Genomic DNA, 13,411 nt, shown 5'->3' on the forward strand with positions numbered 1-13,411 from the left:
TTAGGGAAAAGGGCCCGCCTAAACAAGCGACCCCGCAACCGGAGCCCCTGTCATGTCTGTCCCCGAACTCACCGCCGAAGAAACCGCCGCGCTGCTCGCGGCGCACCCCGCATGGGAACTGGCGCGCGAGGGCAAGGCGATCGCGCGGACGTTCCGCTTCAGGGATTTCTCCGAGGCCTGGGGCTTCATGTCGCGGGTCGCCTTGCTCGCCGAGGCGCAGGATCACCACCCGGAATGGTTCAACGTCTACAACCGGGTGGAGGTGACGCTGACGACGCATGATGCAGGCGAGACCGGCGGCCTGTCCGCGCGCGATGCGCGGATGGCGGCGGCGATCGAGGCCTTACTGGCCTAGCGGGCGCAGGCTGTTTTTCAGCTGTTTTCTCACCCGCCCCGGCATCCAGCGCTTGGCGAAGGCCATGCGCCTGGCAGTGGCGCCCACGTAATAATCGAGCTTGTCGCCGTGCACCGCGTCCCAGATCGTCTGCGCGACGTGCTCTACCGGCGTGATCTCCAGCCCTGCGGCCTGCACCCGCGCGCGGATCGGCTCGTTCGACTTGCGGTTGCCGGTGCCGTTGAGGAGCGGCGTCTCGATGAAGCCCGGGCATACCGAGGCGACGGTGATCCCGTCCGCGACCCATTCGGCATCGAGGCTTTCGGACACCGCGCGCACACCGAACTTGGTGGCGCAATAGACGCTCATCCCTGCGCTGCCGACGATCCCGGCAGCGCTGGCGATGTTGATGCAGGCCGATCCCGGACCGCTCTTCTGCAACCACGGATAGGCGGCCTGCGCGCCGTAGAGAACGCCCTTCAGATTGATGTCGAGACAGCGGTCGATCTCTTCGGGGTCGAGCTCGGAGAGCGAGCCGCCCGTGCCGATCCCGGCATTGTTGACCAGCACGTCGATGCGGCCCCCGGCGGCTGCGGCGAATTCGGCGAGCGCCTCGTCCCACCGCGCGCGGTCACGCACGTCGAGCTTGCCTGACCACTTGGCCTCGCCGGCGATGAGGGCGAGGGTTTCGGCCATCCCCGCCTCGCTGATGTCGGCGACCCCCACGAACCAGCCCTTTGCCGCGAAATGCTGCGCGGTGGCGCGACCGATACCCGAGCCGCCGCCGGTGATGAAGATGCTGCGCTGTGTCACTCCCGGATCCCTCTTCCCGATTGCTGTTTGCGGGCCTGTCTAGTGCCAACTGACATGCTTGTCAGCAGCTAGAGTGCGGGGTTCGCATAGAAGTGCCAGGTGAAGATCGCCATCGCCCCCCTTTGGGGCGACCACGGTTCCGCCAGCGCACGGGTCGCCTTCTCCCCCGGGCGTTCTTCCAGCCCGAGCAAGCGCTTCACGCCTTCCTGCACGGCCAGATCGCCCGCCGGCCAGATGTCGGGGCGGCCCTCGGCGAAGAGCAGGTAGATCTCCGCCGACCAGCGGCCGATGCCCTTGATGCGGGTGAGCAGCGCGATGGCTTCCTCGTCATCGGCGGGCAGGCTTGCAAAATCGAGTTCCCGCGCCTCCACCAGCTCGCACAACGAGCGCGCATAGCCCTGCTTCTGGCGCGAGAGGCCGCAGGCGCGCAGGGCGTCGAAGTCGCGCTTCAGCAGGCAGCCGGGCGTGAACTCCGGCCCCAGCTCCGCCTCGAGCTTTCTCCACATCGAAGCCGCCGCCGCGACCGAGACCTGCTGGCCGACGATGGTGCGCAGCATCGTCACGAAGCCGCGGTCGCGCAGCCGCGGTTCGGGGTATCCGATGCGCTGCAATTCGGCCGCCAGCCGCGGCTCGCGCGCCGCCAAGGCATCGAGGTCTTCACGCAATTTTTCCGCCGTCAGCCCCACTCGCACTTTCCCCTGAGCCTGTCTCACCAAGGTGGGAGCACTTGCATCTCACCAGCAAGCCCGCTGGACAGGAGCGGCACGTAGCAGGGGCTGTCTGCCCCTGCCAGTGCCGTGACGCAGCCAGCGGGCTTGCTGGTGCGACCCCGAAGGGGCGGGCCGCATTTGGCCCAGCGCGACGTCTCTCGTCGGTCACTATGCTTTGGCATGGCTCCCTCCTCGTTCCTTGCGCCGGGCCAAATTCGGCTCCGTGCAAGCGTTCCCACCTTGGTGAGACAGGCTCCCGCTTGCACTGGTCGCCAGACTATCTTAGCAGCGCGCACGAGCCTCTCACAGCGCAGTGTCTTGCGCCCAATAGCCGAAAAGGAACACCGATCCATGCCCAGACTGGTCGTCACCAACCGCGAAGGCGCCACCAGCGAGATCGAGGTCGCAGAAGGTCTCACCGTGATGGAAGCGATCCGCGACAATGGCTTTGACGAGCTGCTGGCGCTGTGCGGCGGGTGCTGTTCCTGCGCGACCTGCCATGTGGTGGTCGATCCGGCCTTCGCCGACAAGCTGCCCAAGATCAGCGAAGACGAGGACGATCTGCTCGAATCCTCCGATCACCGCGCGCCCACCAGCCGCCTGTCGTGTCAGATCCCCTTCACCAGCGATCTGGATGGCCTCCACGTCACCATCGCACCCGAAGATTGATGGGCCGCGGGTGAGGGGCGGGGCCGGTGGATGCTGACCTTGCCCGTTTCCTGCGCGATGAACTGGGTGTCGCACCCGAAAGCGGTGCGGCTGGCCCCTGGACGGCCAGCGGCCCCGTATGGCTGTGGCAGGGCGCGGACGGCGCGCCGGCCAAGGGATCGTGGTATTTCCTGACCATTGCCGGCGAGACCGCGCAGGCGATCCGCGCGGGCGCATCCAAGGCCGACGCCTGGGGTTCGGTGCGGATCGAGGCAACCATCGGCGGCACCACCTGGCGCACGTCGCTGTTCCCCTCCAAGGCCCACGGTGGGTGGCTGCTGCCCCTGAAGGCCGCGGTGCGCAAGGCCGAAAAGATCGCCGAGGCAGCGGTGGTCGAGGCACGGCTGGCGCTGGTCTGAGGGACTTCGCCGTTGCGGCCCGCTCTCCGAGCGCCTAATTCAGCCCCATGAACATCACCCGCCCCTTTGGCGACACGCTCGCGCTTATCGGCAATACCCCCATCGTCCGCCTCGCCGGCCCCTCCGCTGCCGCCGGCTGCGACATCTGGGGCAAGTGCGAATTCGCCAACCCCGGCTCCTCGGTGAAGGACCGCGCGGCGCTTTACATCATCCGCGATGCCGAGGTGCGCGGGGAACTCCAGCCGGGCGGCACGGTGGTCGAGGGGACAGCGGGCAACACCGGGATCGGCATCGCGCTGGTCGCCAATGCGCGCGGCTACCGGACGATCATCGTCATGCCTGACAACCAGTCCAAGGAGAAGATGGACACCCTGCGGGCCCTGGGCGCCGAGCTGGTGCTGGTGCCGCCCACCAAGTTCGCAGACAGCGGCCACTTCGTCCACACCTCGCGCCGCATCGCGCAGGAAACGCCGGGCGCGGTGTGGGCCAACCAGTTCGACAATATCGCCAACCGCCGCGCCCATATCGAGGGCACCGCGCCCGAGATCTGGGAGCAGCTGGGCGGGCGGGTCGATGGCTTCACCTGCGCTGCGGGCACCGGCGGGACGATCGCGGGCGTGGGCCTCGGGCTCAAGGCGCTTGATGAAAACGTCCGCATCGCACTCACCGACCCGCACGGCGCGGCGCTCTACAACTACTATGCCCACGGCGAATTGAAGGCCGAAGGCTCTTCGGTCGCCGAGGGGATCGGGCAGGGCCGGATCACCGCCAATCTCGAAGGCGCGGCGATCGACACGCAATACCGCATCAGCGACGAGGAAGGCCTTGTCTGGGTCGAGCGCCTGCTGCGCGAGGAGGGCCTGTGCCTTGGCCTGTCGTCGGGCATCAATGTGGCGGGCGCGGTGATGCTCGGCAAGGAACTGGTCGCCGAGGGCCGCGACAAGCCCCAGGTGGCAACGATCCTGTGCGACACCGGTTTTCGCTACCTCTCGACGCTCTACAACCCCGAATGGCTGGCATCGAAGGGCCTGCCCTCGTTCGACTGGCTCGAGAAGGGAGCCGCGGCATGAGCGGGCTGTCGTGGCGCGAGCGGATGCGGCGCATGAACCAGCGCAGCCTGTTCCGTCCCGCAGCCACCCCCGGCGAGCTGGCCGGCGCGTCCGATGATGCGCCGCCCCTCACCACCGTGCGCGCCGAGGCGATGCAGCGCCTTCAGGTCGGCGTGTTCGGGGTCGGCGCGATGGTGCTGCTGGTGGGCCTTGCGAGCATCATCGGCGGTCAGGCAGAGCGCAACGACAAGCTTGCCGTGCCCGAGGCCGCGCCGACCACCGAACCGAGCGCCGCGCCCGCGCAGGCCAATCCGCTCGCCGATGCCGGGGTGGTCCCCGATATCGCCGCGCAGCCGAGCCCCTCGCCTTCGGTCAAGCCGCTCGACCTGCCCCCGCCGGGCCAGCGCGCCCCGGGCAATGCCGCGCCCTCGCAATAGCCGCGCGCGCGCGGCGGCGCTGCTGCTGCTCGCGCTGCCGGTGGCCGGGTGCGACACGGCGCCCGCCGCGCCGGACAGCGCGCCCCCCCGCGACAAGCTGGGGCTGATGACCAGCCTGCCGCTCTACTGGCCGCTCGAGGCCGGGGTGGAGGAGATCGCCTCCGGCCGCGCCCCCGTGCCGTGGCAGCGCGCGGCGCTGGAGGCGGCCCATGTGATCGAGCCGCTCGACAGCCTCGCGCCCGTCCCCGGCCTCGGGGCCGGTGCGCCCGCCCTTGATCCCCTCGCCGGACTTGCGCGCCTTGCGGTGATCCAGCCGCGCGGGCTTTCGCCTGCCGATAATGTCGCGCTTGACGCTTGGGTGCGCGCCGGAGGCCGGCTGCTGCTGGCGCTCGATCCGGCGCTGACGGGGGAATACGACCTTCCGCTCGGCGATCCGCGTCGCCCGGCCGAGGCTGCGCTGATCCCGCCGGTGGTGGCGCGCTGGGGGCTTGCGGTGCGCTTCGACGAGACGCAGGACGCAGGGCTTTCCGAGCGGGCGCTGGGCAAGACCGCGCTCCCCATCGCGCAGGCAGGCGAGGTGACAGTGATCGATCCTTCAGCAGCGGATTGTGCGCTCCTTGCCCAGGGGGCGGCGGCGCAGTGCAAGGTCGGCAAGGGGGTTGTCACCCTCATCGCCGATGCCGCGCTGTTCGAGCACCGCGAACTGGCGGGCGGGGATGCCCGGCGCCTCGGCGCGCTGGTCCGCGAGGTGCTGGGGTGAGCGGGCCCTTCGGGGAAAATGCGGGACGGGCCGGATTCGGAGTCGGGTTGTCCGGGGAAATTGCGGGAGAGACACGATTTGTTCCGCCAAAATCAGGCGTTTCTCGGGATTATCTGCTATGGTTCATGACCTAGGGAATTGATCAAAACTTCGTGATTCCAGCTGGATAACGAGTTTTCCCGCAAAATCCCCGAAAAATCCCTTCCATCCCCGCGCCTTCCCCGATATGACCGGGGTCCATCAGACATGCCTGTATGTCTCGCGTCCGTCCTGTGGGGGTCGGACGGCCTTGCCGCATGCTTGCGGCGGGGGCGGGAGAGGCATGTCCGGGGGAATTCGGGCGTTTCATGTGCGCAAGGGGGCCGGCGAGGCGCCCTTGCGGGGGATAGAGGGGATTGCAGGCAAGTGTCTGCTTCTGTGGGATATAACGGCCAAGCTTACTCGCCTGCGGGCGAGAAGGGCCGGTTTGTCCTTCCTCCGGCCTTCCGCAAGGCGGTGAAGGAAAGCTCGGGCGGCAACCGCACCTTGTGCCTGACCGTGCACGACCGCTTCGATTGCCTGGTCGGCTTCGGCCTCTCGCATGCCGACAAGTTCGAAGCCCAGCTCGACCGCGAGGAAGACCGTGCGATCCGGCTCGGCATCGCCGAATTCGACCGTGATGTGCGCGCAGCCCAGCTCTACGGCTTCGAGCAGCTGCCCTTCGACGAGAGCGGCCGCTTCGTCATGCCCGAACACCTGCGCGGCCTCGGCAAGATCGCCGACGGGCTCTATTTCCACGCCGCGGGCGACCGCTTCTTCGTCTGGGCACCGGGGGAGCTCAGGAAGATGGGCCCCGAATGGAAGGGCGCGCAGGCGGCCTGCGAGACGCTGATGGCAGCGGCGAAGAAGGGGAGCGCGGCGTGATGACGCAGGATGCCCCGCACATTCCCGTGCTGCTCGACGACGTCCTCGCCGCCCTCGCGCCGCGCCCGGGCATGACCATCGTCGACGCAACCTTCGGCGCGGGCGGATACACCACCGCACTGCTGGAGGCCGGTGCGACCGTGCACGCCTTCGACCGCGATCCCGACGCCATTGTCGCAGGCCAGACGCTGGTCGCGCGCTATGCAGGCCGCCTCGCGCTGCACGCCGCGCGCTTTTCGGCGATGCGCGCCGAGCTGGCCGCGATCGGCGTGGCCCGTGTCGATGCGGTGGTCATGGATATCGGGGTCTCCTCGATGCAGCTCGACCAGGGCGAGCGGGGCTTTGCCTTCATGCACGATGGCCCGCTCGACATGCGGATGAGCCAGGCGGGGGAAAGCGCTGCCGATTTCCTCAACACCGCCGACGAGGAAGCGATCGCCGATGTCCTCTACCGTCATGGCGAAGAGCGCCAGTCGCGCCGCGTCGCCCGCGCGATCGTCGCCGCGCGCCCGCTCACGACCACCGGCGAGCTTGCCCGCGTGGTCCGCCGCGCGCTGGGCTACAAGCCGCACGACAAGAAGGATCCGGCCACCCGCACCTTCCAGGCGGTGCGCATCCATGTGAACGACGAGCTGGGCGAGCTGGAGGCCGGCCTTGCCGCCACCGAGGCGCTGCTGGGCGAGGGCGGGATCCTTGCCGTGGTCAGCTTCCACAGCCTCGAGGACCGCATCGTCAAGCAGTTTCTGAGGTCCGCCAGCGGGGCAGGGCGCGCGCTGTCGCGCCACCTGCCCGGGGAAATCCCCGCCCCCCCGCCAACCTTCATGCAGGTTTCCAAGGCTATCCGACCCTCGGAGGCCGAGATCGCCCGCAACCCGCGCGCCCGTTCGTCCACCCTGCGCCATGCCGTCCGCACCGGCGCGCCGCCGAGGAGTCTCGCCGCATGATGACCAGCACTCAGGCCCGTTCGCTGGGTTGGGCCGCCGTCCTCGGCGCGTGTTTCGCCGCGCTGGTGGTGCTGAGCTTCAAGGTGCATGCAGTGCGCAGCGAGGTGCTGCTGGCCGAGCGCCAGCTGATCGCGCTCCAGCGCGAGACGATCCTGCTCGAGACCGAGTTCCAGACCCGCGCCAGCCAGCGCCAGCTCGCCGAATGGAACGCGGTCGAATTCGGCTACGCGGCCCCGCGCGCCGGACAGTTCCTCGATGGCGAGCGCCAGCTGGCGAGCCTTGGCGAGGTGCGCGGGCCCGATGCGCCTTCGCCGATCCGCCTCGCCAGCGCCGATGCGGCAGAGGCCGGCGCCGCCGATGCGCCGATGCGCTCGCCGGTGTCGGGCGCGAAGGTCGCCGTGGGCGGCGCGGCGGCACAGCGTGATGCGGGCTCGGTCTTCGCCGATGCCTTCGGGGACTTCCTGATCGAAGCCTCGCCGATCCGCCCGGCGCGCGCCGAAACGCCCGCCCGCGCAGCCAAGGCTGCTGCCAAGGGAAGCGCAGAATGAACGCGCTGGCGGCCCGCCCCGTCTTGCCGGGTCTTGCCGCCCCGCTCGCTGCCGCCGCCCATGCCGCAACCCCGGTGATCCCCGCCGGCCGCCTGCCGGGCGCTGGCTTGCGCGCGCAGATGCTGTGGTCGGCGCGCCTCCGGGTGCTGTGGCTGTTTGCCGGCTTCGGCGCCATCGCGCTGGTCGCGCTGCTGCGCATCGCCACGCTGGGTCTTGGCGGAAATGCCCCGCAGCGCACCAGCATGGAGGAAGCCCTGCTGCCCCCGCGCGGAGAGATCACCGATCGCACCGGCGCCCCGCTTGCCCGCGCCTTTCCGGCCTATGCCATGTGGTTCAACCCGCAGGCGATGGGCGACAAGGGTTCGCCGCTGGTGCGCAGTCCCGCCGAGGTGGCGCGCGCGCTCAAGGAAATCTTCCCCGACATCGACGAGGCGCGCATGACCCGCCGCCTCGCTTCGGGTCAGGCCGGCTACCTGCGCCGCCGCCTGCTGCCCGAAGAGGCCAACCGCGTCTTCGCGCTGGGCGAGATCGCACTCGAAATCCCGCGCGAGACCGATCGCTACTACCCGCAAGGCACGCTTGCCGCGCATGTGCTGGGCTATGTGGTCGAGGAAAAGGGCGGCATGACGGGGATGGAGCAGGTGCTCGACAAGCGGCTCAGCAACTCTGCCTTGCGCGATGCGCCGGTGGCGCTGTCGATCGACGTGCGCGTCCAGGGCGCGCTCGAGGACGAGCTGCGCCGCGGGATGCTGGCGGCCAATGCGCTGGGCGCGGCGGGGCTGGTGCTCGATGTCGACACCGGCGAGGTCATGGCGATGGCGTCCTTGCCCGAATTCGATCCCAACACGGCCGGCGCGAGCGGGGCGGTCAATGTCTTCAACCGCGCGACCAACGGGGTCTATGAACTGGGTTCGACCTTCAAGCCGCTGACCGTCGCCGCGGCGATCGATGCAGGCGTGGTGCGCGATCTGGCCCGCCAGTGGAATGCCGCGCCGGTGCGGGTGGGAACCCGCACGATCAAGGATTCGCACGATCTGGGCGCAAGCCTCAACGTGCCGCAGGCGCTGGTCCGTTCCTCGAACACCGTCACGGCGCGGGTCGCCGATGAACTGGGCGCGGAACGCCTGCGCCGTTCCATGATTGATCTGGGCATGGACCGCCGTCCCTTCATCGAACTGCCCGCCCGGGGCAAGCCGCTGTGGCCGCAGGGCGCGTGGAGCCGCGTCACCAACATGACGGTCGGCTTCGGCCATGGCCTTGCGGTGACCCCGCTGCACCTGGCGACAGCCTATGCGGCGATGGTCAACGGCGGGTTCTGGCGCCCGGCGACGCTGACGAAGCTCGAACCCAAGGACGTGCCGCGCGGGCGGCGGGTGTTCAAGGAATCGACCTCATCGCGCATGCGCCAGCTGCTGCGCATGATCTCGCTCTACGGAACCGGCAAGAGCGCCGATGCGCCCGGCTACCGTGTCGGCGGCAAGACCGGCTCGGCGGAAAAGGCGGGCGTGGGCGGCTACAACAAGACCGCGCTGGTCTCCTCCTTCGCCGCCGCCTTCCCGATGGACGCGCCGCGCTATGTCGTGGTGGTGGTGATCGACGAGCCCAAGGGCACCATGGCCTCGAGCTTCCAGCGCACCGCCGCCTTCACCTCGGCGCCGATCGTCGGCAAGCTGGTGCCGCGGATCGGCCCGATGCTGGGCGTGCAGCCCGACGACAGCCGCGATGTCGACATCTCGGACCTGCGCTATCTGGTGGACAGCGGGGCATGAAGCTGGGCGAACTGCTGCACGCGGCCGGCGTGGCGGGCGGCGGCGAGGCCGCTGTCACCGGCTTTGCCATCGATCACCGCAAGGTTGCCCCCGGCACCGTGTTCGGCGCCTTCGAGGGCGCCGCAGTCAATGGCGAGGATTTCATTCCCGCCGCAATCGAGGCGGGCGCGATTGCCGTCGTTGCCCGCCCTGAAGCCCGCGTCGAGGGTGCGCTCCACCTTGCCGACGTCAACCCCCGACGCGCCTTCGCGCGCCTTGCCGCCGGCTTTTTCTCTCCTTACCCGAGCCTCATCGTCGCGGTGACCGGGACCAACGGCAAGACCTCCACGGTCGAGATGACCCGCCAGATCTGGCGCATGGCCGGCGAGCGCGCGGCGAGCATCGGCACGCTGGGCGTGACCACCCCGGACGGGAGCGTCTCGACCGGCCTCACCACCCCTGACATCGTCACCTTTCTCGCCAACATGGCCGGGCTGGCGCGCGAGGGCGTGACCCATGTCGCTTACGAGGCTTCGAGCCACGGCCTCTCGCAATACCGCAACGAGGGGCTGAGCCTCGCAGCATCCGCCTTCACCAATTTCAGCCGCGACCATCTCGATTATCACGGCACGATGGAGGCCTATTTCGCGGCCAAGATGCGGCTGTTCACCGAGGTCGTCGCGCCCGGATCGCCGGCGGTGATCCATGACGCGGGCGACGGGTCGGAATGGACCGCCAGGGCGATCGCTGCCGCACATGCGCGCGGTCTCGACGTGCGGACCGTGGGCGAGGGGGGCAGCTTCCTCAGGCTCGCCGTGCGCGAACCCGGGCAGCTGGGGCAGCTGCTGACGGTCGAGCATCACGGCGAGACGCGGAAGATCAATCTGCCGCTGATCGGGGCCTATCAGGCGGCCAACGCGCTGGTCTCGGCGGGGCTGGCACTGGCGACCGGGGTGGCCGCATCGTCGGTCTTCGATGCGCTCACCCGCCTGCAACCCGTGCGCGGACGGCTCGAGCGCGCCGCGCTCAATGCGGCGGGCGCGCCTGCCTATGTCGATTATGCCCACACCCCCGATGCGCTCGAAGCCGCCATCGCCGCGCTGCGCCCGCATGTGGCGGACGGCGGCAGGCTGATCGTGGTGTTCGGCGCCGGGGGCGACCGCGACGCGGGCAAGCGCCCGCAGATGGGCGAAGTCGCCGCGCGCGCCGCCGACATCGCCATCGTCACCGACGACAACCCGCGCTCTGAAGACCCCGCCGCGATCCGCGCCGACATCATGGCCGGGGCAGGGGAAAACACCCGCGAGATCGGTGATCGCCGCGCGGCCATCGCCGCCGCAATCGGGGAAGCGGGCGCGCGCGATATTGTGCTCATCGCCGGCAAGGGCCACGAGCAGGGACAGATTTTCGGATCGGGAGAGACCATGCGGATCGAAGCTTTCGACGATGTCGAAGTGGCGCGCGAATGCGCCGGAGGGGCCTGTTAGATGAATATGCCGCTCGCCCATCCGATGCTCCACCAATGGCCCGTCACGCCGCGCGACAGCCTGCCGCTCGCGCTGTGGACCGCGGCCGAGATCGCCGCGGCCTGCGGCGGCACCGCCAGCCATGATTTCCAGGCCAGCGGCGTCGAGATGGATTCGCGCGATGTGAAGCCGGGCGATGTCTTCGTGGCCCTGAAGGGCGAGGCGATGGACGGGCACCGCTTCATCGCGGCCGCCTTTGCCAGGGGCGCGGTGGCCGCGATCGTCGACCGTCCGGTGGATTTCCCCCACGTGCTGGTCAAGGACACCACCGCCGCGCTCCACGCGCTCTCCCATGCCGCGCGCGAGCGTGCAGCCGATGCGGTGCGGATCGCGATCACCGGATCGGTCGGCAAGACCGGGATGAAGGAGGCGATCTTCAACTGCCTCGACCGCGCCAGCCGCGGCGCCGCTCACCGCTCCGTGCGCAGCTACAACAACCACGTCGGCGTGCCGCTCAGCCTCGCGCGGATGCCCGCCCGGGCCAAGTTCGGCGTGTTCGAGATGGGGATGAACCACGCGGGCGAGATCGCGCCGCTCGCCGCCCATGCGCGCCCGCATGTGGCGCTCGTCACCACCATCGCGCCCGCGCATATCGAGAACCTCGGCAGCATCGAGGCCATCGCCGACGAGAAGGCGCAGATCTTCACCGGCCTCGTGCCCGGCGGGGTCGCGATCATCCCCGCCGACAGCGAATGGGCCGAGCGGATGATCGGCCATGCGAGGGCTTGCGGCGCGCATGTCGTGACCTTCGGACGCGCTGCCGGTGCCGATGTGCGCCTGCTCGACGCGATCCCGGCTGCGGGCGGCTCCGGTTCGCTGGTGACCGCCGATCTCGGCGACCGGCGGATCTGCTACACCATCGCCGAACCTGGGGAGCACTGGATCGTCAATTCGCTGGGCGTCATGGCGGCCGTGCGCGCAGCAGGGGGCGATCTGGCGAGCGCCGGCCTCGCGCTTGCGGAGATGGGCGGATTGAAGGGCCGCGGCGCGCGGCACACCATCGCGGCGGCGGGCGGTACGGCCGTGCTGATCGACGAGAGCTACAACGCCAACCCCGCCTCGATGCGCGCGACCCTCAAGGCGCTTGCGGCAACCCCCGCCGCGCGCCGCATCGCGGTGCTGGGTTCCATGAAGGAGCTCGGCGACTTCGGCGATGCTTTCCACCGCCAGCTGGCCGAACCGGTCACCGCGGCAGGCGTTGCCCATGCGATCCTCGTCGGGCCCGAGATGGCCGCTCTGGCCGAGGAACTGGGGAAAGCTGCGACAAGTTCGCTTGGCAAGGGCCCGAGCTTCGCCCATTGCGGGGGGCCTGCCGAGGCGATTGCGCTCCTCGGGCAGTTCGGCCTCGCAAATGGGGATGCGGTGCTGGTCAAGGGGTCCAACTCGGTGGGGCTCGGCAGGCTGGTGACACATTTTATCGAGAATGCCCGCGCCTGAGGCGCATCCGGAGGCTCAGGCCCGGTCACGGGCACCAAAGGACGACTGAATGCTCTACCTGCTTGCCGAGTGGCTTGGCTTTGAAGGCATCCTCAATCTGGTGCGCTACCAGAGCTTCCGCGCGGGTGCGACGCTGATGACCGCACTGGTGATCGGCCTCTTGATCGGCGAACGCTTCATCAATTTCCTGCGCGTGCGCCAGGGCAAGGGCCAGCCGATCCGTCTGGACGGCCCCCAGACGCACCTCGCCAAGCGCGGCACCCCGACGATGGGCGGGCTGATGATCCTCGTCGCGCTGTCGCTGTCGCTGCTGATCTGGATGGATTTGACCAGCCCCTTCGTGTGGGCGTGCCTTGCAGTGACGATCGGCTTCGGCATCATCGGCTTCCTCGATGATTACGACAAGGTCGCCAAGAACAGCCATGCGGGGGTCCCCGCGCGGGTCCGGCTGCTTGGCGAGTTCGCGGTGGCAGGGGTGGCAAGCTGGCTGATCGTCAGCCAGATCAACACCAACCTCTACCTCCCCTTCCTCACCGGGGTGAGCATCCCGCTGGGCCCGGCCTATTATGTCTTTGCCGCCTTCGTGATCGTGGGTGCGGGCAATGCGGTGAACCTCACCGATGGCCTCGATGGCCTTGCGATCATGCCGGTCATCATCGCGGCCGGGACCTTCGCGATCATCGCCTATCTGGCGGGGCGCGCGGATTTCAGCGCCTATCTCGGCATCCCGCATGTGCCGGGTGCCGGCGAGCTTGCCATCTTCTGCGCCGCGATCATGGGGGCGGGGCTCGCCTTCCTGTGGTTCAACGCGCCGCCTGCCGCGGTGTTCATGGGCGACATCGGCTCGCTGGCCCTGGGCGGCGCGCTCGGCGCGATCGCGGTCGCCTCGCACCACGAGGTCGTGCTCGGGATCGTCGGCGGGCTGTTCGTGCTCGAGGCGGTCAGCGTCATCGTCCAGGTGTTCTGGTTCAAGCGCACCGGCAGGCGGGTCTTCAAGATGGCCCCCATCCACCACCACTTCGAACAGCTCGGCTGGAGCGAGAGCAAGGTCGTGATCCGCTTCTGGATCATCGCCATCGTGCTCGCCCTGATCGGGCTGTCGACGCTGAAGCTGAGATAGGGGAGGGGTCAAGGC

The 13,411-nt window shown here is 69.2% G+C and carries 15 protein-coding genes; 13 read left to right on the top strand and 2 right to left on the bottom strand.

Annotated features, from left to right (window positions below; all coding sequences use genetic code 11):
* The first annotated feature begins 52 nt into the window (after positions 1-52).
* A complete protein-coding gene (locus D620_RS0102980; protein ID WP_017664304.1) occupies positions 53-355 on the top strand; it encodes a 4a-hydroxytetrahydrobiopterin dehydratase in 303 nt (100 codons plus the stop codon).
* On the opposite strand, the gene D620_RS0102985 is transcribed toward D620_RS0102980, so the two are convergent.
* Together D620_RS0102985 and D620_RS0102990 are read right to left on the bottom strand one after the other, a co-directional pair.
* Complete coding sequence (locus tag D620_RS0102985; protein ID WP_017664305.1) at positions 344-1,147, bottom strand: SDR family oxidoreductase; 804 nt, start codon at positions 1,145-1,147, stop codon at positions 344-346. The two genes, D620_RS0102980 and D620_RS0102985, sit on opposite strands and share 12 nt — an antisense overlap.
* Positions 1,148-1,215: 68 nt before the next feature.
* On the bottom strand, positions 1,216-1,833 hold the full coding sequence (locus D620_RS0102990) for a DNA-3-methyladenine glycosylase family protein (RefSeq protein ID WP_017664306.1): 618 nt from the start codon (positions 1,831-1,833) through the stop codon (positions 1,216-1,218).
* A gap of 375 nt (positions 1,834-2,208) precedes the next feature.
* On the opposite strand from D620_RS0102990, the gene D620_RS0102995 reads away from it, so the two are divergent.
* The 12 genes from D620_RS0102995 (at position 2,209) to mraY (ending at position 13,396) form a co-directional block, all read left to right on the top strand.
* Complete coding sequence (locus D620_RS0102995; RefSeq protein ID WP_017664307.1) at positions 2,209-2,526, top strand: 2Fe-2S iron-sulfur cluster-binding protein; 318 nt, start codon at positions 2,209-2,211, stop codon at positions 2,524-2,526.
* Between the two features lie 26 nt (positions 2,527-2,552).
* Positions 2,553-2,924, top strand: coding sequence for a DUF1905 domain-containing protein (locus D620_RS0103000; RefSeq protein WP_017664308.1), 372 nt, complete (start codon positions 2,553-2,555; stop codon positions 2,922-2,924).
* Between the two features lie 47 nt (positions 2,925-2,971).
* Positions 2,972-3,994, top strand: coding sequence for a cysteine synthase A (locus D620_RS0103005; protein ID WP_017664309.1), 1,023 nt, complete (start codon positions 2,972-2,974; stop codon positions 3,992-3,994).
* A complete protein-coding gene (locus tag D620_RS16530; protein ID WP_017664310.1) occupies positions 3,991-4,410 on the top strand; it encodes a hypothetical protein in 420 nt (139 codons plus the stop codon). The genes D620_RS0103005 and D620_RS16530 overlap by 4 nt, the downstream gene beginning before the upstream one ends.
* A complete protein-coding gene (locus D620_RS0103015; protein ID WP_017664311.1) occupies positions 4,391-5,170 on the top strand; it encodes a hypothetical protein in 780 nt (259 codons plus the stop codon). The genes D620_RS16530 and D620_RS0103015 overlap by 20 nt, the downstream gene beginning before the upstream one ends.
* Positions 5,171-5,587: 417 nt before the next feature.
* Positions 5,588-6,073, top strand: a complete 486-nt coding sequence (locus tag D620_RS0103020) for a division/cell wall cluster transcriptional repressor MraZ (protein WP_017664312.1) — start codon at positions 5,588-5,590, stop codon at positions 6,071-6,073.
* Positions 6,073-7,017: a 16S rRNA (cytosine(1402)-N(4))-methyltransferase RsmH gene (gene rsmH / locus D620_RS0103025; protein ID WP_017664313.1), complete on the top strand. Its 945-nt coding sequence runs from the start codon at positions 6,073-6,075 to the stop codon at positions 7,015-7,017. The genes D620_RS0103020 and rsmH overlap by 1 nt, the downstream gene beginning before the upstream one ends.
* Positions 7,014-7,565 (top strand): hypothetical protein, encoded by a 552-nt coding sequence (locus D620_RS0103030; RefSeq protein ID WP_017664314.1) that lies wholly within the window; start codon positions 7,014-7,016, stop codon positions 7,563-7,565. The genes rsmH and D620_RS0103030 overlap by 4 nt, the downstream gene beginning before the upstream one ends.
* Positions 7,562-9,334 carry a penicillin-binding transpeptidase domain-containing protein gene (locus D620_RS0103035; protein ID WP_017664315.1) on the top strand — a complete coding sequence of 591 codons (1,773 nt, stop codon included), beginning with the start codon at positions 7,562-7,564 and terminating at the stop codon, positions 9,332-9,334. Before D620_RS0103030 ends, D620_RS0103035 begins: the two co-directional genes overlap by 4 nt.
* Entirely contained in the window at positions 9,331-10,800 is a 1,470-nt protein-coding gene (locus D620_RS0103040) for a UDP-N-acetylmuramoyl-L-alanyl-D-glutamate--2,6-diaminopimelate ligase (protein ID WP_017664316.1), read from the top strand. Before D620_RS0103035 ends, D620_RS0103040 begins: the two co-directional genes overlap by 4 nt.
* Positions 10,801-12,276 (top strand): UDP-N-acetylmuramoyl-tripeptide--D-alanyl-D-alanine ligase, encoded by a 1,476-nt coding sequence (locus D620_RS0103045; RefSeq protein WP_017664317.1) that lies wholly within the window; start codon positions 10,801-10,803, stop codon positions 12,274-12,276.
* 49 nt (positions 12,277-12,325) lie between these two features.
* Positions 12,326-13,396 (top strand): phospho-N-acetylmuramoyl-pentapeptide-transferase, encoded by a 1,071-nt coding sequence (gene mraY, locus D620_RS0103050; RefSeq protein WP_017664318.1) that lies wholly within the window; start codon positions 12,326-12,328, stop codon positions 13,394-13,396.
* The last annotated feature ends 15 nt before the right edge of the window (positions 13,397-13,411 follow it).

The organism is Porphyrobacter sp. AAP82, from assembly GCF_000331285.1.
In the GTDB taxonomy this organism is placed as follows: domain Bacteria; phylum Pseudomonadota; class Alphaproteobacteria; order Sphingomonadales; family Sphingomonadaceae; genus Erythrobacter.

Bases quoted from the DNA above. Each gene is read 5' to 3' on its own strand.
- D620_RS0102980 (WP_017664304.1), top strand. From the start codon at position 53: ATGTCTGTCCCCGAACTCACCGCCGAAGAAACCGCCGCGCTGCTCGCG.
- D620_RS0102995 (WP_017664307.1), top strand. From the start codon at position 2,209: ATGCCCAGACTGGTCGTCACCAACCGCGAAGGCGCCACCAGCGAGATC.
- D620_RS0103005 (WP_017664309.1), top strand. From the start codon at position 2,972: ATGAACATCACCCGCCCCTTTGGCGACACGCTCGCGCTTATCGGCAAT.
- D620_RS16530 (WP_017664310.1), top strand. From the start codon at position 3,991: ATGAGCGGGCTGTCGTGGCGCGAGCGGATGCGGCGCATGAACCAGCGC.
- D620_RS0103015 (WP_017664311.1), top strand. From the start codon at position 4,391: ATGCCGCGCCCTCGCAATAGCCGCGCGCGCGCGGCGGCGCTGCTGCTG.
- rsmH (WP_017664313.1), top strand. From the start codon at position 6,073: ATGACGCAGGATGCCCCGCACATTCCCGTGCTGCTCGACGACGTCCTC.
- D620_RS0103030 (WP_017664314.1), top strand. From the start codon at position 7,014: ATGATGACCAGCACTCAGGCCCGTTCGCTGGGTTGGGCCGCCGTCCTC.
- D620_RS0103035 (WP_017664315.1), top strand. From the start codon at position 7,562: ATGAACGCGCTGGCGGCCCGCCCCGTCTTGCCGGGTCTTGCCGCCCCG.
- D620_RS0103040 (WP_017664316.1), top strand. From the start codon at position 9,331: ATGAAGCTGGGCGAACTGCTGCACGCGGCCGGCGTGGCGGGCGGCGGC.
- D620_RS0103045 (WP_017664317.1), top strand. From the start codon at position 10,801: ATGAATATGCCGCTCGCCCATCCGATGCTCCACCAATGGCCCGTCACG.
- mraY (WP_017664318.1), top strand. From the start codon at position 12,326: ATGCTCTACCTGCTTGCCGAGTGGCTTGGCTTTGAAGGCATCCTCAAT.